This is a genomic window from Pseudomonas sp. xss_4 (assembly GCF_043104125.1).
GTDB classification, from domain to species: domain Bacteria; phylum Pseudomonadota; class Gammaproteobacteria; order Pseudomonadales; family Pseudomonadaceae; genus Aquipseudomonas; species Aquipseudomonas parafulva_B.
This window is the reverse complement of record NZ_JBICKJ010000083.1, coordinates 62,107-79,191: the sequence shown is the minus strand read 5'-3', so window position 1 is coordinate 79,191 and position 17,085 is coordinate 62,107. Positions and strand designations below refer to the sequence as shown.

The following is a 17,085-nucleotide window of genomic DNA, read 5'->3' as shown; positions in this document are numbered from 1 at the left end:
GAAGCCCTTGGGTTGTAACGCGTGAACCTGATGGCAGCCCTGAACGGCTGCCATTGTCGTTATAATCCCCGGCATTTGGTTCACCAACAGGTTGCAGATTCTTGGACATCATCGACACCGCCTCGGCCGAATTCGCTGCCGAAGGCTGCACGCGCATCGCCCTGGGTGTGGAATACAAGGGCGCCCGCTACCGCGGCTGGCAGCGTCAGGCCAGCGGCGTGCCCAGCGTTCAGCAAGCGTTGGAACAGGCACTTTCCAAAGTGGCCAACGAACCCATTTCAGTCGTTTGTGCAGGGCGTACCGATGCCGGCGTGCATGGCTGTGGGCAGGTCGTGCACTTCGACACCCGAGCGGTGCGTGATGAACGTGCCTGGACCATGGGCACCAATTTCAACTTGCCCCATGACATCAGCGTCGTGTGGTCCAGGCCCATGCCTGCCGATTTTCATGCGCGGTTCAAGGCTTGTGCCAGGCGCTATCGCTACGTGATTTACAACGACCCGATTCGGCCTGCTCACCTGGCCGAGGAGGTGACCTGGAATCATCGCCCGCTCGACGTCGAGCGCATGGCCCAGGCTGCCTCAAGTTTGCTTGGCACCCATGATTTCAGCGCGTTCCGCGCTAGCCAGTGTCAGGCCAAGTCGCCGATCAAGCACATTTACCACCTGCGGGTGACGCGTCACGGGCAGATGATCGTGCTGGATGTCCGGGCTACCGCCTTCCTGCATCACATGGTGCGCAACATTGCTGGCGTGCTGATGGCTATCGGCGCAGGGGAGCGGCCGGTTGAGTGGGCGCGCCAGGTGCTGGAGGGACGGGACCGCCGCGAAGGTGGCGTCACGGCCCACCCCTACGGGCTTTACCTGGTCCAGGTGGAGTACCCGGAGGCGTTTGCGCTGCCTGAGCGTTACATTGGCCCACACTTTCTGACGGGCTACGATGCATTGGCGGACTGACGCACGAAGCGCCATTTGCTAAGATTCCGCCTTTGACCGCGCAAACAGGTGGCTGTCCATGAGCATCGTTCGCAGTAAAATCTGCGGGATCACCCGCATCGAAGACGCTCTTGCAGCTGCCGAGGCCGGCGCCGATGCCATCGGGCTGGTCTTCTATGCCAAGAGCCCGCGTGCCGTGAGCGTACAGCAGGCGCGTGCCATCATTGCCGAGCTGCCGCCCTTCGTGACCACGGTCGGGTTGTTCGTCAATGCCACGCGTTGCGAGCTGAGCGAAATACTCGAAGCGGTGCCCCTGGATCTTTTGCAGTTCCATGGTGATGAAACCCCGCACGATTGCGCAGGCCATCACCGGCCGTGGATCAAGGCACTGCGAGTACGTCCGGATGACGACCTGAAGCTTGCGTGCCGGCAATATGCTGGCGCATCCGGTATCTTGCTGGACACCTTCGTGCCGGGTGTGCCTGGGGGCACGGGCGAAGCGTTCGACTGGTCACTGGTGCCTGCCGACCTGGGCAAGCCGATCATCCTGGCCGGTGGCCTGTCGGCGGACAACGTCGGGCAGGCGATCGCCCAGGTGCGCCCGTACGCGGTCGATGTCAGCGGCGGGGTCGAGCAAGCCAAGGGCATCAAGGATGCGGCCAGAATAGAAGCATTCGTACGCGCGGTGAAACAGGCTTGAGCAGATGTGACGGCAGGCAGCGTGCCATCGTCCATAGCTATCTCAGCCCGTGGGCCGGCTGGCCCCGCGTGGGGCGGTCAACCGAATTGTTCAGGGTGGCGCGGCAGGGGTACTGAACCCGGGTCGCCGTTTCACCCACGTTTTAAGCATTTGAGCTCAAAAGGGAAGGGCAGGCCGGCTACGCTGGTCCCCTCCCGCCGATACTGGAGAAAGAAAGCATGAGCAACTGGTTAGTCGACAAACTGATCCCTTCCATCATGCGTTCCGAGGTGAAGAAGAGCTCGGTACCTGAAGGCCTGTGGCACAAATGCCCGTCCTGTGAGGCCGTGCTGTACCGTCCGGAGCTGGAAAAGACCCTGGACGTATGCCCCAAGTGCAACCACCACATGCGCATCGGCGCACGTGCTCGCATCGATATCTTCCTGGATGCCGAGGGCCGTGCCGAGCTGGGCGCTGATCTTGAGCCGGTCGACCGGTTGAAGTTCCGCGACAGCAAGAAGTACAAGGACCGCCTGACCGGCGCGCAGAAGCAGACCGGTGAAAAGGACGCCCTGATCTCCATGAGCGGCACCCTGATGGGCATGCCGATCGTGGTCAGTGCGTTCGAATTCTCCTTCATGGGCGGTTCCATGGGTGCCATCGTCGGCGAGCGCTTCGTGCGCGCAGCCAACTATGCCTTGGAGCATCGCTGCCCAATGGTGTGTTTCTCGGCTTCCGGCGGTGCCCGCATGCAGGAAGCGCTGATCTCGCTGATGCAGATGGCCAAGACCTCTGCCGTGCTGGCGCGTCTGCGTGAAGAAGGCATCCCGTTCATCTCGGTACTGACCGACCCGGTCTACGGTGGCGTGTCCGCCAGCCTGGCGATGCTGGGCGATGTCATCGTTGGCGAACCCAAGGCCCTGATCGGCTTTGCCGGCCCGCGCGTCATCGAGCAGACCGTACGCGAGAAGCTGCCTGAAGGCTTCCAGCGCAGCGAATTCCTGCTGGAGCACGGTGCCATCGACCTGATCATCTCTCGTGGCGACCTGCGTCCACGGCTGGCGCGCCTGCTGGCCCAGATGACCGGCCAGCAGACACCGGTCGAAGCCCTCGAGGCGGCTGCGGTCGCGTGATGACCCAGCGGACCCTTGGCGAGTGGCTCGCCTATCTTGAGCAGTTGCACCCCTCGGCCATCGACATGGGGCTGGAGCGGTCGCAGGCGGTGCTGGCGCGCCTGGCGTTGGGCAAGCTTGCCCCACGTGTGGTGACGGTAACGGGCACCAACGGCAAGGGCTCGACCTGCGCGTTCCTCGCTTCGCTGCTGCGTGCCCAGGGGTTGAAGGTCGGCGTGTACAGCTCGCCGCACCTGCTGCGCTACAACGAGCGGGTGATCATCGACGGCGTTGAAGCCAGCGATGCGCAGTTGTGCGAAGCGTTCGCAGCGGTCGAAGCGGCACGCGGCGAAATCTCCCTGACCTATTTCGAGATGGGTACCCTGGCCGCGTTCTGGCTGTTCGAGCGTTCGCAGCTCGACGCAGTGGTGCTGGAAGTCGGGCTGGGCGGGCGGTTGGACACGGTGAATGTCGTGGACGCCGACATCGCGCTGGTGACCAGCATCGGGGTCGACCACATCGATTACCTGGGCGATACCCGCGAGCAGGTAGCCTTCGAGAAGGCCGGTATCTTCCGTGCCGGCAAGCCTGCGCTCTGTGGCGACCTCGATCCGCCCCAGCCGCTGCTGGACAAGGCCAGCGAACTGGCGGCCCCGCTGCGGTTGCGGGGTCGCGACTTCGACCTTCAGGTGGCCGAGCATGGCTGGAGCTGGTACGGGACGTCCGGCGAAGGTGAAAAAGTCGCCTTGATGGACCTGCCCCTGCTGGACCTGCCCATGGAAAACGCAGCCTTGGCCCTGCAAGCCTACCTGCTGAGCGGCCTGCCCTGGAGCCCTGCGCAGCTGAGCCAGGCATTGGCCCAGACGCGCATCACGGGTCGTCTCGACCGGCGCGTGATCCACTGGCGTGGCGTCGCGGTTGAACTGCTGCTGGATGTAGGGCATAACCCACATGCAGCGCAGTACCTGGCCCGGCGTCTGGCATCCCGACCACTGGTCGGTCGGCGTCTGGCCGTGTTCGGCTTGCTTTGCGACAAGGACCTCGAGGGTGTGATTGCGCCCTTGCAGGCCCTGGTCGATGAGTGGGCCGTTGCGCCGCTTGCCACCCCGCGTACCCGGCCTGCCGCGCAATTGGCAGAGGCCCTGACGAACCTCGGCGCCACGGTGAAGTCTTATGCCAGCGTCGACGCTGCCCTGGAGGGGCAGTGCGCGAACGCCACGGCAGATGATCAGATCCTGCTGTTCGGTTCGTTTTTCTGTGTCGCTCAGGCGCTGGAATGGTTGCAGCGGCATCCCCAGGAGGGTGGGATAGATGGCAGTGCTGGATAAAGGAATGAAGCAGCGCATGATCGGTGCGCTGGTGCTGGTGGCGCTGGCGGTGATTTTCCTGCCGATGCTGTTTTCGCGGCAGGATGAAATGCGTGAGGTGCACATCGATGCCCCAAAAGCGCCTGCTGCACCGTCGCTGCCTGAAGTAAAGGTCGACCCTGTTGCCGTGCCAGAACCCCAGGCCTTGCCGGAGCAAGCGGACCCGTCGCCGGTGGTGGTAGACGAGTCATCAGCGCCTGCGCGTGCGCCCAGCCAACCCATCACGCCGTCGCCGCAGACACAGCAGGCCCAGCCTGCTCCGGCGGCCGTGGCCAAGGCCGAGCCCAAGGCGCCGGCCGCTTCTGCGCCAGCTGCGACGTCGACCAAAGCTGCCGCGTCGTCCAAACTCGACGCCAACGGCCTGCCGGTCAGTTGGTCGATCCAGTTGGCGAGCCTGTCCAACCGGGCAGGCGCCGAGAAGCTTCAGCAGACCTTGCGTAGCCAAGGCTACAACGCCTATATCCGTGCTGCCGGTGGCATGAACCGGGTGTACGTCGGCCCGCTTATCGAGCGTACCGACGCCGAGCGCACCCGCGATGCCATCAACCGCCAGAACAGCCTCAAGGGCTTTGTCGTGCGCTTCCAGCCGGAACGCAGCTGAAGGCGAGGGGCGGCATCACCGTCCCGTGCCAGGCAGCGAGCCTGCGGGCGGTGCCCTGCAGGCTCGCTGTGCTGGCTGGATCATCCACTGACATTCCGCTTACCCAAGCCCTCGTCGCTCTGGTAAAATCCGCCGCCTCAACGATCTGCAGGCAGCACCGTGGCATTTACCCTGGTTGATTGGGCGATCATTGCGATCATCGCCGTCTCCACACTGATCAGTCTCAAACGCGGCTTCGTCAAGGAAGCCCTGTCCTTGCTCATCTGGATCATTGCCGGTGCGGTGGCGTGGATGTTCGGTGGCTCACTTTCGGTGTACCTGGAAAGCTATATCCAGACGCCCTCCATGCGCGTGATCGCAGGCTGCGGTATCTTGTTCGTCGCCACCTTGCTGGTGGGGGCGATGCTCAACTTTCTCATCGGCGAACTGATTCGTGTCACCGGCTTGTCGGGCACCGATCGATTTCTAGGCATGGTCTTCGGCGCCGCCAGGGGCGGCCTGCTGGTGGTCGTGGCACTCGGGCTGCTGAGCCTGGGGCCGGTTCAACAAGACACGTGGTGGCAGGAGTCTCGCCTGATACCTCGGTTTCTACTGGTAGCCGACTGGTCCAAAAACCTGGTTGTGGGCTTCACCAGCCAATGGATGTCCAGCGGAGCGATCAGCACACCGTCTGATCTTCCGTTCAAGGAGCAGCTGCTCGGGCCGACCCGGCCTTGAGCGCTATTCACTCAAGTTTCATCAAAGTAGGGGTTGCGTCGCATGTGTGGCATCGTCGGTATCGTCGGTAAGTCGAACGTCAATCAGGCGCTGTATGACGCGCTTACGGTCCTCCAGCACCGCGGCCAGGACGCTGCCGGTATCGTGACCAGCCATGACGGCCGGTTGTTCCTGCGCAAGGATAATGGCCTGGTGCGCGATGTGTTCCAGCAGCGCCACATGCAACGCCTGGTGGGCAGCATCGGCATCGGCCATGTGCGCTACCCGACGGCGGGCAGCTCGACCTCCGCCGAGGCCCAGCCGTTCTACGTCAACTCGCCCTACGGCATCACCCTGGCCCACAACGGCAACCTCACCAACGTCGAGCAGTTGGCCAAGGAGATCTACGAGTCGGACCTGCGTCACGTCAACACCAACTCCGATTCCGAAGTGCTGCTCAACGTATTCGCCCATGAGCTGGCCGTTCGCGGCAAGCTGCAGCCTACCGAAGAGGACGTGTTCGCCGCGGTCTCCCATGTACACAGCCGTTGCGTCGGCGGTTACGCTGTCGTTGCCATGATCACCGGCTACGGCATCGTCGGTTTCCGCGATCCCAACGGTATCCGCCCGGTCGTCTTCGGTCAGCGCCACACCGACGAAGGCGTGGAGTACATGATTGCTTCGGAAAGCGTTGCGCTCGACGTGCTCGGCTTCACCCTGATTCGCGACCTGGCGCCAGGCGAGGCGGTCTACATCACCGAAGAAGGTCAGCTGTACACCAAGCAGTGTGCCGAGGCGCCGAAACTGCAGCCCTGCATTTTCGAACACGTCTACCTGGCCCGCCCGGACTCGATCATGGACGGTGTCTCGGTGTACAAGGCGCGTCTGCGCATGGGCGAGAAGCTCGCCGACAAGATCCAGCGCGAACGCCCGGACCACGGCATCGACGTGGTCATCCCCATTCCGGACACCAGCCGCACGGCCGCGCTTGAGTTGGCCAACCACCTGGGCGTGAAATTCCGCGAAGGCTTCGTCAAGAACCGCTACATCGGCCGCACCTTCATCATGCCGGGCCAGGCTGCCCGCAAGAAGTCGGTCCGCCAGAAGCTCAATGCCATCGAGCTTGAGTTCCGCGGCAAGAACGTCATGCTGGTTGACGACTCCATCGTGCGCGGCACCACCTGCAAGCAGATCATCCAGATGGCGCGCGAGGCCGGCGCCAAGAATGTCTATTTCTGCTCCGCAGCCCCTGCAGTGCGCTACCCCAACGTCTACGGCATCGACATGCCGAGCGCTCACGAACTGATCGCCCACAACCGCACCACCGAGCAGGTGGCCGAGTTGATTGGCGCCGACTGGCTGGTCTACCAGGACCTGCCTGACCTGATCGATTCGGTCGGTGGCGGCAAGATCAAGATCGAGCACTTCGATTGCGCGGTATTCAACGGTGAGTACGTCACTGGCGATATCGACGAAGCCTACCTTGACCGCATCGAGCAGGCCCGCAATGACCTGGCCAAGGTCAAGACGCAGGCGGTCAGCGCAATCATCGACCTCTACAACAACTGATTTCAGGGAGCGATGGCATGACCGATCAATGGGATGCCGGGCGACTGGACAGCGACCTGGAGGGTGTCGGCTTCGACACCCTGGCAGTGCGCGCCGGTCAGTGCCGTTCACCGGAGGCCGAGCACAGCGAAGCGCTGTTCCTGACCTCCAGCTACGTGTTCCGTACAGCTGCCGATGCGGCTGCGCGTTTTGCCGGTGAAACCCCGGGCAATGTCTATTCGCGCTATACCAATCCGACCGTACGGGCATTCGAAGAGCGCCTGGCGGCGATGGAGGGTGCCGAGCAGGCCGTGGCCACCTCCACCGGCATGGCGTCGATTCTGGCCGTGGTCATGTCGCTGTGCAGTGCAGGCGATCACGTACTGGTCTCTCAGAGCGTGTTCGGGTCGACCATCAGCCTGTTCGAGAAGTATTTCAAGCGCTTCGGCTTGCAGGTGGACTACGTACCGTTGGTCGATCTTGCCGGCTGGGAGCAGGCCATACAGGCCAATACCAAGCTGCTGATCGTCGAGTCGCCGTCCAACCCACTGGCCGAATTGGTCGATATCGCTGCGCTCAGCGAAATCGCCCATGCCCGTGGGGCCATGCTGGTGGTCGACAACTGCTTCAGCACACCGGCCTTGCAGCAACCGCTCAAACTCGGTGCCGACATCGTCTTCCACTCCGCCACCAAGTTCATCGATGGCCAAGGCCGCTGCATGGGCGGTGCAGTGGCAGGCCGTGCCGAACAGATGAAGGAAGTGGTCGGTTTCCTGCGCACGGCAGGCCCGACGCTCAGCCCATTCAACGCGTGGGTATTCACCAAGGGCCTGGAGACGCTGCGTCTGCGTATGCGGGCTCACTGCGAGAGTGCTCAGGCACTGGCGCAATGGCTGGAACAGCAGGACGGTATTGAAAAAGTGCATTACGCCGGCCTACCAAGCCATCCGCAGCACGAATTGGCCAAGCGCCAGATGAGTGGCTTCGGCGCTGTGGTGAGCTTCGAAGTCAAGGGCGGCAAGGAAGGGGCCTGGCGCTTCATCGATGCTACACGGGTCGTTTCGATCACCACCAACCTGGGTGACAGCAAGACCACCATCGCTCATCCGGCCACCACCTCCCACGGCCGCCTGACGCCCCAGGAACGTGCGGCTGCCGGCATCCGCGACAGCCTGATTCGTGTGGCCGTGGGCTTGGAGGACGTGGCGGATCTGCAGGCCGACCTGGCGCGTGGACTGGCGGCATTGTGATCGAAATTGGTCTCAACACGCCCGGCCACAACGGCCGGGTCGCTTTGGTCACCGGTGCTGCGCGCGGTATCGGCCTTGGCATCGCCGCCTGGCTGATCTGCGAAGGTTGGCAGGTGGTGCTCAGTGACCTCGACCGCCAGCGGGGGGCGAAAGCGGCCAAGGCCCTGGGGGATAACGCCTGGTTCATCACCATGGATGTGGCAGATGAGTCCCAGGTCAGTGCCGGGGTGTCCGAGGTGCTCGGGCAATTTGGCAGGCTTGACGCGCTGGTGTGCAATGCTGCGATTGCCAACCCCCACAGCCAGACGCTTGAAAGCCTGAGCCTGGCTCAATGGAACCGCGTGCTGGCCGTCAATCTCAATGGCCCGATGCTGCTGGCCAAGCACTGTGCGCCTTACCTGCGCGCGCACAATGGCGCCATCGTCAACCTGACGTCCACGCGGGCGCGGCAGTCCGAGCCTGACACTGAAGCTTATGCCGCCAGCAAAGGGGGCCTTGTGGCACTCACCCATGCGCTGGCCATCAGCCTGGGCCCGGAGATTCGTGTCAACGCCGTGAGCCCGGGGTGGATCGATGCCCGGGATCCCTCTCAGCGCCGTGCCGAGCCGTTGAGCAATGCTGACCACGCCCAGCACCCCACCGGTCGCGTGGGCACCGTCGAGGACGTTGCAGCGATGGTCGCCTGGCTGCTGTCCCGGCAAGCAGCGTTCGTGACCGGTCAGGAGTTCGTGGTCGACGGCGGCATGACCCGCAAGATGATTTACACCTGAAGGCCCTTTTGGACAGACCAGAAGAGGAGGGGACCGCAAGGTCCCTTTTTCGTGCCCGGGCTTGGCTGGGCACAAATCAAGGTGTGCTCGGCTTTGCACTGGGTTAGCGTTAGCCGCACCTGCGAGTTGGAAAAAAACTCAACAGGGCTATTGACTTAGCGTCGTCACCTGCGTAAATTTCGCGGCCTCAGCGAAGCAAACGCAACACGTTACATCGCGAGGGTGATTAGCTCAGCCGGGAGAGCATCTGCCTTACAAGCAGAGGGTCGGCGGTTCGATCCCGTCATCACCCACCACTTCCTGAGATGTTCCTGACGCTCAAGGCTTCGCAAGAAGCTAACAGCCAGAGAGGAATGCACTGCGCAGCGGTAGTTCAGTCGGTTAGAATACCGGCCTGTCACGCCGGGGGTCGCGGGTTCGAGTCCCGTCCGCTGCGCCATTTTGATTAACAGATGGGTGCTTGTCGCCGGTCTGAAGCCACAAGGTCCAGCACCTTGGGCTGACCCAGTTTCAATCGGGCGCAAGCCTGAACGATACGCAGCGGTAGTTCAGTCGGTTAGAATACCGGCCTGTCACGCCGGGGGTCGCGGGTTCGAGTCCCGTCCGCTGCGCCATCTTCGCTCCAAGGTCCCTAGAACACCTTGAGGCACCCATGAACGAATGGTCATTGCACCGTTTTTCATGCCTTCCCCCAGCTTATCTGGTGGGTAGACCCAAGTTTCAATCGGGCGTAAGCCTGAATGATACGCAGCGGTAGTTCAGTCGGTTAGAATACCGGCCTGTCACGCCGGGGGTCGCGGGTTCGAGTCCCGTCCGCTGCGCCATCTTCGCTCCAAGGGCCTTTGAACACCTTGGCGCTACGTGAAAGCGACCTTCGGGTCGCTTTTTGCGTTTTTGGCGTTTGCCGTATTTACCTTGCCGCCTGCATGAAACCTTGCGGGTACTTCACCGACCAGTGGTTCCTGTACCTGGCTGCTGTGTTGCACAATAGGCACCTTCTTGAAATACCCGGAACCCTCGATGACAAGATCTTCCGTTTCTGGTGCGCTCGTGCTGGCCGCCCTGTTGGCCGTACTGAGCGGTTGTGCGTCCAAGAAACCTGCGGTGTACGAGCATGAGAACTTCGATGACTCAGGCACGTTCTCGCGCAGCTTTCCCGTAGGTGATGCCAACTCCTGCGAAGCGGCCCGCCGTGCGTTGCTCAGCCAAGGCTATATCATCACCAGCAGCGGCCCCAACCAGGTGGTTGGCAACAAGAGCTTCCAGCAGAACAGCGATAACCACCTGCAGATCAGCTTCAACGTCACGTGTGCCCCGGATGCGAGCGACGAACAGCACTCGACCATGTTCGCCAATGCCCTGCAGGACCGCTATGCCCTGAAAAAGTCCAATACATCGGCAAGCTTGGGCGTAGGGGTGCTGGGTTCGGTGTCGATGCCGATTGGCTCGAGCGATGACTCGATGGTGAAAGTCGCCAGTGAGACAGTCACGGCCGCGCAGTTTTACGACCGCTACTTCGCGTTGGTGGAAAGTTACCTGCCCAAGCCCAAGCCCAAGGCGCAATCGTTGAGCCAGCCCAAGGCCGAACAACCCGCGCCGAAGACCGAGAAGCCTGCGGTGGAACTGGGCTTGCCGGAGCAGGCTGCGGCCAGCCCGGCGCCGGTACCGGTCGAGGCTGCACCGGCTGCGCCAGACACGGCCCCCAAGGACGGTGCCTCACCCGCCGCGTTCGCGCCCGACCAGCAGACTGTCCAGGCACCTGCCAGTGGGGATCAACTGAGCTCGCAGCCCGTCGCGCCTCCCGCCGATGCAGCACCCATCGAGGTGCAGCAGGCTGAGCCGGTCACGCCAGCCCCGCAGGATCAAACGGCCCCTCAAGGCCAGCCCTCGACGCCATGAGTCTGCAGGGCCGGTGCCGCCACGATTCGGGCGTCGAGGCGGCCAGGCCCTAGCCAGGTTTGACAGACCGGTCGATCAGCGGCACGCCGCTGAGTTCTTGCAGCGCTTGGAACGTGATTTGCGCGCAAATCTCGACCACTTCGAGCCCCGCTGGTGTCACGTCCATTACCGCGAGGTCCGTGTAGATGCGGCTCACGCAACCAATGCCTGTCAGCGGGTAGGTGCATTTGCTCACCAGTTTGCTTTCGCCGGTTTTGGTCAGGTGGTCCATCATCACGAACACCTGTCGGGCGCCGGTGGCCAGGTCCATCGCGCCGCCCACTGCCGGGATCGACCCCTCGGCGCCGGTGTGCCAGTTAGCCAGGTCGCCGTTTACGGAAACCTGGAAAGCGCCGAGCACGGCGATGTCCAGGTGCCCACCGCGCATCATCGAAAATGAATCGGCATGGTGGAAATAGGCGCCACCGGTCAGCAGCGTCACATGCTGCTTGCCAGCGTTGATCAAGTCATCGTCCTCCTCGCCTGGCGCAGGGCTTGGGCCCATGCCCAGTACACCATTTTCACTGTGCAGGAACACTTCCTTGTCGCCCAGGTAGTTGGCGACCAGGGTGGGTGCGCCGATACCCAGGTTGACGTAGGCACCTTCCTCGATGTCGGCTGCAACGCGCTGGGCCATTGCCTCACGCGAGCGTCGTTGGGTGATGGTCATGGACGGGCCTCAGAATGGGTGATTGGATGGGCGGCGTCCGGGACCGCCACCACGCGTTGCACGAAGATGCCCGGTGTGACGATATGCTCCGGGTCCAGCTCACCCAGCGCGACGATCTGGTCGACCTGGACGATTGCAGTCTTGGCAGCCATGGCCATGATCGGTCCGAAATTGCGGGCGGCCTTGCGGTAGATCAGGTTGCCCCAGCGATCACCCTTGTGCGCCTTGATCAAGGCGAAATCGGCATGCAACGGCATCTCCAGTACGTACTGGCGACCGTCGATCTCCCGCGTTTCCTTGCCTTCGGCGAGCAAGGTGCCATAGCCGGTGGGTGAAAAGAAGGCGCCGATGCCAGAGCCTGCCGCGCGAATGCGCTCGGCCAGGTTACCTTGCGGTACGACCTCCAGCTCGATCTTGCCAGCCCGGTACAAGGCGTCGAAAACATACGAGTCGGATTGGCGCGGGAACGAACAGATGATCTTGCGCACGCGTGCGGCCTTGAGCAATGCAGCGAGGCCGGTGTCGCCGTTGCCAGCATTGTTGCTGATGATGGTCAGGTCGCGTGCACCCGTGGCGATCAACCCGTCTATGAGCTCAGAGGGCATGCCAGCGGTACCGAAGCCGCCGACTAGCAGGGTCGAGCCATCGGTGATGCCCGCCACGGCGCTGGCAATGGTTGCATGGGTCTTGTCGATCAAGGCGTAGCTCCCGTCGATGCTTTTAAAAATGCCATCGTGCAGTGCACGATGCGCCCAGCACTGGCTGGCGCTTGTTGGGGGATGAACGTGAGCTAGCTTGCCGCAAGCCGGGCCATGGGCGCAGTGGTCAAGGCAGTTTCTGGGCGATTACCGAACCATTGTTGCAAGCGCGCGCCGCGTCGGTCCGTGTTAGGGACGTATTGGATTAAACGAACGCGCCCGTCCACAGGTCCATGTTCCTGATACAAGAGGGCGCACGGCGCGAAAAGCATCGTCACGTCACCCCCATGTCATGTCACCGCTAAGGTGCCGACGAACTCAGCAACCCGTATTCGGATAAGGACGCAGGAAGATGGACGATTACCAGGAAGAGCTACTGGAATTTCAGGCCCACGAGATGGACACGCCCGAACCGGCAGAAGACGCAACCGAACTCTAGTCCCCGCGTCGCTGCGTGCGGCGGTACGTGCCAGGCGTAAGGCCAGTCCAGCGCTTGAACGCGCGCTGGAAGGCCTCTGCCGAAGCGAACCCCAGCAGGTAGGCGATTTCGCCGAAGCTCAACTGGGTATCGCGGATGTAGGTCTCGGCCAGGTCACGCCGCGTGCCGTTCAACAGGTCACGAAAACGCGTGCCTTCTTCTGCCAGCCTGCGCCGCAGCGTCCAGGGCGGCAGTTGAAGCTGCAGGGCAATTTCGTCGAGCTCCGGCTCACGTCCCCCATTGAGCAGCGGCCCGAGCAGGTGGGTGATGCGTTCGCCCAGGCTACGCACGCGCGTCAGCTGCTGCATGTGTGCCTCGCTTACGGTCAGCAGTTGATGCCAGGTGCTGGGGCAATGCCTGGGGTTTGGCAGTTGCAGCGTGGCGCGGCTCAGGCGCAACTGGTTGCACTCGGCGGCAAAGCGGACCGGCGCGCTGCACAGGGGCTGATAGAGGGGGGCGTAGCTTGGGGCTGCAAACTCGATGTCCACGCGCTCGGCCACCACTGGCGTACCGACCAGGTCGCCCAGCTGGGCCAGCCAGCCGGCGAGCAGCGAGTCGACCACAAAGCGGTTGTAGGCGTTGTACGGGCTGATGGAGTAAAAACGCAGCCAGGCGCCTTCGCCATCTTCGCAGTAGGTGGAGTGGCCTCGATAGTTGGAGGCGTACAGCGGTTCGAAGCGCAGCAAGGTGCGCGCCGCCTCGCCCAGGGTTGGCGCTTGCGCTGCCGTGACCCCGGCCAGCCCGGTATGGGCCAGCCGGCTCAACTGGCCAATCTGCAAACCCAGTGCAGGTTCGGCGCACAATGCGATGGCGGCGTGGCCCAGGTGCATGTAGCGCGGTATCGACAGGCGCGCATTGGCCTGGGCCAGCCGCGCCGTGTCCAGGCCATAGCGTTCGAGCAAGGGTGCAGGGTCGTGGCCCAGCCGTCGAATCGCGTCCGCCAAGGGTTGCACGAAGCCTACCGACAGGTCGCCCAGCCTTACCTGCGGGCGGCTCATGGTGCTAGAGCCATATATTCAGCAAGCGGGCACCTGGGCTGGGTGGCCCGGTCAACAGGTCGCCGGCTTGCCAGGCAAATCCTTGCCCATCGGCGCCTTGCTCCCAGAACTGGCCGCGCATGAAGACGCTCACACTGCTCACCTGATGACCGACAGGCGCGGTCAGCCGGTGCCAGGCCTCTTGCTCGCTGACCTCGCCACGCTTGACGGGCAAGCGCGTGCTGACAGGCTGGTGGCGATTGCCGCGCCAGGGTGTCAACCAGCTGTGCCTGCCGCTCAGAAAGGCAGGGATGGCCACCAGTTCGACCGATTGGGCCAGCAGCTGCTGGTGATTCTGCGGATACCAGCTGTCGCTCCCCACCAATACCCCAAGCCGCCCCGCAGGCGTGTGCAGCACCTGCAGAGGCTGGTCCACACCAGGGTGGATGAACCGCCTGTTCTCGCTGTCCGGATAGTGCTGGCGCTGGGGTTGGCCCAGGATGTTACCGTCACCGGCGAATACCACGCTGCTGTTGAACAGCGGCCCGCGCCCGGGGTGCAATGCACCCTCGCTGACATAGGGCTGCGGAAGCACGATCGAGCCAGCTACCAGGGTGACGCCGAATTCCTTGGCCAAGCCGCCGAACACCTGCTGGTAATCGGCTGCCATCTGATCGGCCTTCATGCGCAGATGGGCATCGGCCCGTCGGTCATCGCCCTCGGCCGCAAGCATGGCCCAGCCATAGCGGAGCGGGTTACTCAGCTCGAACCATTGCAGTGCTTCACGCTGCTGGGTCACCTGGTAGAACGCGTTTTTCTCGCCACGTGCCCACAGCCAGGTACCGATGTGCTCAGGCAATACCACCACGGTGCGAGGCGTGATCAGGCCTAGCGTGCGCGCCTGCTCGAGGTAGGCGGCAAGTTTGCGGTGCAGGCGTTGCAGGTCCTGGTAGTCCCCTGGGTACAGCAGCGGCTCGACGCCCAGCAGGTTGCCATGCTCGCCGGGTTGCCCGTGGTTGACTGCCAGCTCGATGCGCAGATCGGACAGGTAGTGCCCCTGTGGGCGCTGTTGGGTCCAGAAGGCGTAACCACACAGGGCGGCGATCACCCCCAGCAGCAGGGCACTTGTCAGAAATTTTTTCATGAAACGCTACAAGGCAATGGGCATGAAGGAGCCTTAGGGTAGACGCGCTGTTCGGGATGATCAATAACTTGTCAGTTCTGGTCATTGAGCCGGTTCAAACGGCTGTTTACTGTCTGCTTCATATAACGACAGGGCCGCCTCAGGGCGAAATGCCCGTTTACCGTGATCACCAGAGAAGCCGAACCATGACCGACACTCGCTACCCGCACCTGCTGGCCCCGCTGGACCTGGGCTTCACCACGTTGCGCAACCGTACCCTGATGGGCTCCATGCACACGGGTCTTGAGGAACGTCCAGGCGGGTTCGAGCGCATGGCTGCCTATTTTGCCGAACGGGCGCACGGCGGCGTAGGCCTGATGGTCACCGGTGGCATTGCACCCAACGATGAAGGCGGTGTTTACGCAGGCGCCGCCAAACTCAGCACCGAAGCCGAAGCCGAGCAGCACCGTATCGTCACCGAGGCGGTGCACGCCGCAGGGGGCAAGATTTGCCTGCAGATTCTTCACGCCGGGCGCTATGCCTACAGCCCGCGCCAGGTGGCGCCAAGCGCCATTCAAGCGCCGATCAACCCGTTCAAGCCGCGGGAATTGGACGAGGCGGGGATCGAAAAGCAGATTGCCGACTTCGCCCACTGCGCGCTGCTTGCGCAGAAAGCTGGTTACGACGGTGTCGAGGTCATGGGCTCGGAAGGCTATTTCATCAACCAGTTCCTCGCCGCCCACACCAACCACCGCACCGACCGTTGGGGCGGCAGCTACGACAATCGCATGCGCCTGGCCGTGGAAATCGTCAGCCGGGTGCGCCGCGCGGTGGGCCCTAACTTCATTATCATCTTCCGCCTTTCGATGCTCGACCTGGTCGAGGGCGGCAGCACCTGGGACGAGATCCAGACCCTGGCCAAGGCCATCGAACAGGCGGGGGCTACGTTGATCAATACCGGTATTGGCTGGCACGAGGCGCGCATTCCCACCATCGCCACCAAGGTGCCGCGTGCAGCCTTCAGCAAGGTCACCGCCAAGTTGCGCGGGGTAGTGGGTATTCCTTTGATCACCACCAACCGTATCAATACGCCAGAAGTGGCCGAGGCGGTGCTGGCCGAAGGGGATGCGGACATGGTGTCCATGGCCCGTCCGTTCCTGGCCGATCCTGCCTTCGTCAACAAGGCTGCAGCCGGGCGTGCTGATGAAATCAATACCTGCATCGGCTGCAACCAGGCGTGTCTGGACCATACGTTTGGCGGCAAGCTGACCAGTTGCCTGGTAAACCCAAGGGCCTGCCATGAAACCGAACTCAACTACCTGCCCGTGCGCATGGCCAAGCGCATCGCTGTCGTGGGCGCCGGCCCAGCAGGCCTTGCCGCTGCAACGGTGGCTGCTGAGCGTGGCCATGTGGTGACCTTGTTCGAATCGGCCAGCGAAATTGGCGGTCAGTTCAATGTTGCCAAGCGCGTGCCAGGCAAGGAGGAATTCAACGAGACCCTGCGGTATTTTCGCAACAAGCTGCGCAGCACTGGCGTCGACGTGCGCTTGAACACGCGCGTCGACGTGCCAGCGCTTGTGGCCGGCGGCTATGACGACGTCATCCTCGCGACCGGCATCCTGCCGCGTGCACCGGCGATCCCGGGGATCGCGCACCCCAAGGTGCTCAGCTACCTGGATGTGCTGCTCGAGCGTAAGCCTGTGGGCAAGACAGTGGCCGTGATCGGCGCAGGGGGCATCGGTTTCGATGTCTCCGAATACCTGGTGCATCAGGGCGTGTCCACCAGCCTGGACCGCGAAGCGTTCTGGAAGGAGTGGGGTATCGACACCCACCTCGAAGCCCGCGGCGGTGTAGCCGGTATCACACCCCAGCCCCACCCACCTGCTCGGCAGGTGTACCTGATGCAGCGCAAGACCTCCAAGGTAGGGGATGGCCTGGGCAAGACCACTGGCTGGATCCACCGTACCGGCTTGAAGAACAAGCAGGTGAAGATGCTCAATGGGGTCGAGTACCTGGCCATTGATGACGCAGGCCTGCACGTGCGCATTGGCGGTGGCGAGCCACAGGTGCTGGCGGTGGACAACGTGGTGATCTGCGCAGGCCAGGACCCGCTGCGCGAATTGCAGGACGGGCTGGTGGCTGCGCGGCAGTCGGTACACCTGATCGGCGGTGCTGACGTGGCGGCAGAACTCGACGCCAAGCGGGCGATCGACCAGGGGTCGAGGTTGGCGGCGCAGCTTTGA

The 17,085-nt window shown here is 63.0% G+C and carries 15 protein-coding genes and 4 tRNA genes; 15 read left to right on the top strand and 4 right to left on the bottom strand.

Features of this window, described 5'->3' with window-relative positions; genetic code table 11:
• The first annotated feature begins 101 nt into the window (after positions 1-101).
• The 14 genes from truA (at position 102) to ACF8GB_RS18020 (ending at position 10,857) form a co-directional block, all read left to right on the top strand.
• A complete protein-coding gene (truA, locus tag ACF8GB_RS18085) occupies positions 102-956 on the top strand; it encodes a tRNA pseudouridine(38-40) synthase TruA (protein WP_392527407.1) in 855 nt (284 codons plus the stop codon).
• A gap of 58 nt (positions 957-1,014) precedes the next feature.
• Positions 1,015-1,635 carry a phosphoribosylanthranilate isomerase gene (locus tag ACF8GB_RS18080; RefSeq protein ID WP_145256428.1) on the top strand — a complete coding sequence of 207 codons (621 nt, stop codon included), beginning with the start codon at positions 1,015-1,017 and terminating at the stop codon, positions 1,633-1,635.
• Positions 1,636-1,853: 218 nt separating this feature from the next.
• A complete protein-coding gene (gene accD / locus ACF8GB_RS18075) occupies positions 1,854-2,747 on the top strand; it encodes an acetyl-CoA carboxylase, carboxyltransferase subunit beta (RefSeq protein WP_058605537.1) in 894 nt (297 codons plus the stop codon).
• Positions 2,747-4,054, top strand: coding sequence for a bifunctional tetrahydrofolate synthase/dihydrofolate synthase (gene folC / locus ACF8GB_RS18070; protein WP_182140604.1), 1,308 nt, complete (start codon positions 2,747-2,749; stop codon positions 4,052-4,054). Before accD ends, folC begins: the two co-directional genes overlap by 1 nt.
• On the top strand, positions 4,038-4,694 hold the full coding sequence (locus ACF8GB_RS18065; RefSeq protein WP_392527405.1) for an SPOR domain-containing protein: 657 nt from the start codon (positions 4,038-4,040) through the stop codon (positions 4,692-4,694). The genes folC and ACF8GB_RS18065 overlap by 17 nt, the downstream gene beginning before the upstream one ends.
• A 159-nt stretch (positions 4,695-4,853) precedes the next feature.
• Positions 4,854-5,411 carry a CvpA family protein gene (locus ACF8GB_RS18060; protein ID WP_392527404.1) on the top strand — a complete coding sequence of 186 codons (558 nt, stop codon included), beginning with the start codon at positions 4,854-4,856 and terminating at the stop codon, positions 5,409-5,411.
• A gap of 42 nt (positions 5,412-5,453) precedes the next feature.
• A complete protein-coding gene (purF, locus tag ACF8GB_RS18055) occupies positions 5,454-6,959 on the top strand; it encodes an amidophosphoribosyltransferase (protein WP_058605533.1) in 1,506 nt (501 codons plus the stop codon).
• Positions 6,960-6,976: 17 nt separating this feature from the next.
• The gene (locus ACF8GB_RS18050; RefSeq protein WP_027916499.1) at positions 6,977-8,188 is read left to right on the top strand and encodes an O-succinylhomoserine sulfhydrylase; all 1,212 of its coding nucleotides are present in this window, start codon (positions 6,977-6,979) and stop codon (positions 8,186-8,188) included.
• Positions 8,185-8,958, top strand: a complete 774-nt coding sequence (locus ACF8GB_RS18045; protein WP_058605532.1) for an SDR family oxidoreductase — start codon at positions 8,185-8,187, stop codon at positions 8,956-8,958. The genes ACF8GB_RS18050 and ACF8GB_RS18045 overlap by 4 nt, the downstream gene beginning before the upstream one ends.
• A gap of 220 nt (positions 8,959-9,178) precedes the next feature.
• Positions 9,179-9,254: transfer RNA gene (locus tag ACF8GB_RS18040), tRNA-Val, on the top strand.
• A gap of 66 nt (positions 9,255-9,320) precedes the next feature.
• Positions 9,321-9,397 (top strand) — tRNA-Asp (locus tag ACF8GB_RS18035).
• A 98-nt stretch (positions 9,398-9,495) separates the two neighbouring features.
• Positions 9,496-9,572: transfer RNA gene (locus ACF8GB_RS18030), tRNA-Asp, on the top strand.
• Positions 9,573-9,705: 133 nt separating this feature from the next.
• A tRNA-Asp gene (locus tag ACF8GB_RS18025) sits at positions 9,706-9,782 on the top strand.
• A 196-nt stretch (positions 9,783-9,978) separates the two neighbouring features.
• A complete protein-coding gene (locus ACF8GB_RS18020; protein WP_058637670.1) occupies positions 9,979-10,857 on the top strand; it encodes a DUF2242 domain-containing protein in 879 nt (292 codons plus the stop codon).
• Positions 10,858-10,906: 49 nt separating this feature from the next.
• Here the strand turns inward: ACF8GB_RS18020 and ACF8GB_RS18015 are convergent, their stop codons facing one another.
• The 4 genes from ACF8GB_RS18015 to ACF8GB_RS18000 form a co-directional block, all read right to left on the bottom strand.
• On the bottom strand, positions 10,907-11,566 hold the full coding sequence (locus ACF8GB_RS18015; protein WP_058637669.1) for a 3-oxoacid CoA-transferase subunit B: 660 nt from the start codon (positions 11,564-11,566) through the stop codon (positions 10,907-10,909).
• Entirely contained in the window at positions 11,563-12,264 is a 702-nt protein-coding gene (locus tag ACF8GB_RS18010; protein WP_058637668.1) for a 3-oxoacid CoA-transferase subunit A, read from the bottom strand. Before ACF8GB_RS18010 ends, ACF8GB_RS18015 begins: the two co-directional genes overlap by 4 nt.
• 435 nt (positions 12,265-12,699) lie before the next feature.
• Positions 12,700-13,740 carry an AraC family transcriptional regulator gene (locus ACF8GB_RS18005; RefSeq protein WP_392527403.1) on the bottom strand — a complete coding sequence of 347 codons (1,041 nt, stop codon included), beginning with the start codon at positions 13,738-13,740 and terminating at the stop codon, positions 12,700-12,702.
• 4 nt (positions 13,741-13,744) lie between these two features.
• A complete protein-coding gene (locus tag ACF8GB_RS18000; RefSeq protein ID WP_392527402.1) occupies positions 13,745-14,863 on the bottom strand; it encodes a nitrilase-related carbon-nitrogen hydrolase in 1,119 nt (372 codons plus the stop codon).
• Positions 14,864-15,048: 185 nt separating this feature from the next.
• Between ACF8GB_RS18000 and ACF8GB_RS17995 the strand changes: the two genes are divergently transcribed.
• Positions 15,049-17,085 (top strand): NADPH-dependent 2,4-dienoyl-CoA reductase, encoded by a 2,037-nt coding sequence (locus ACF8GB_RS17995; protein WP_058637665.1) that lies wholly within the window; start codon positions 15,049-15,051, stop codon positions 17,083-17,085.

Excerpts from the sequence above, each read along its gene's own strand:
- ACF8GB_RS18000 (WP_392527402.1), bottom strand. The coding sequence starts at position 14,863 with ATGAAAAAATTTCTGACAAGTGCCCTGCTGCTGGGGGTGATCGCCGCC.
- ACF8GB_RS17995 (WP_058637665.1), top strand. The coding sequence starts at position 15,049 with ATGACCGACACTCGCTACCCGCACCTGCTGGCCCCGCTGGACCTGGGC.
- ACF8GB_RS18080 (WP_145256428.1), top strand. The coding sequence starts at position 1,015 with ATGAGCATCGTTCGCAGTAAAATCTGCGGGATCACCCGCATCGAAGAC.
- ACF8GB_RS18065 (WP_392527405.1), top strand. The coding sequence starts at position 4,038 with ATGGCAGTGCTGGATAAAGGAATGAAGCAGCGCATGATCGGTGCGCTG.
- folC (WP_182140604.1), top strand. The coding sequence starts at position 2,747 with ATGACCCAGCGGACCCTTGGCGAGTGGCTCGCCTATCTTGAGCAGTTG.
- purF (WP_058605533.1), top strand. The coding sequence starts at position 5,454 with ATGTGTGGCATCGTCGGTATCGTCGGTAAGTCGAACGTCAATCAGGCG.
- ACF8GB_RS18005 (WP_392527403.1), bottom strand. The coding sequence starts at position 13,740 with ATGAGCCGCCCGCAGGTAAGGCTGGGCGACCTGTCGGTAGGCTTCGTG.
- ACF8GB_RS18015 (WP_058637669.1), bottom strand. The coding sequence starts at position 11,566 with ATGACCATCACCCAACGACGCTCGCGTGAGGCAATGGCCCAGCGCGTT.
- accD (WP_058605537.1), top strand. The coding sequence starts at position 1,854 with ATGAGCAACTGGTTAGTCGACAAACTGATCCCTTCCATCATGCGTTCC.
- ACF8GB_RS18050 (WP_027916499.1), top strand. The coding sequence starts at position 6,977 with ATGACCGATCAATGGGATGCCGGGCGACTGGACAGCGACCTGGAGGGT.
- ACF8GB_RS18020 (WP_058637670.1), top strand. The coding sequence starts at position 9,979 with ATGACAAGATCTTCCGTTTCTGGTGCGCTCGTGCTGGCCGCCCTGTTG.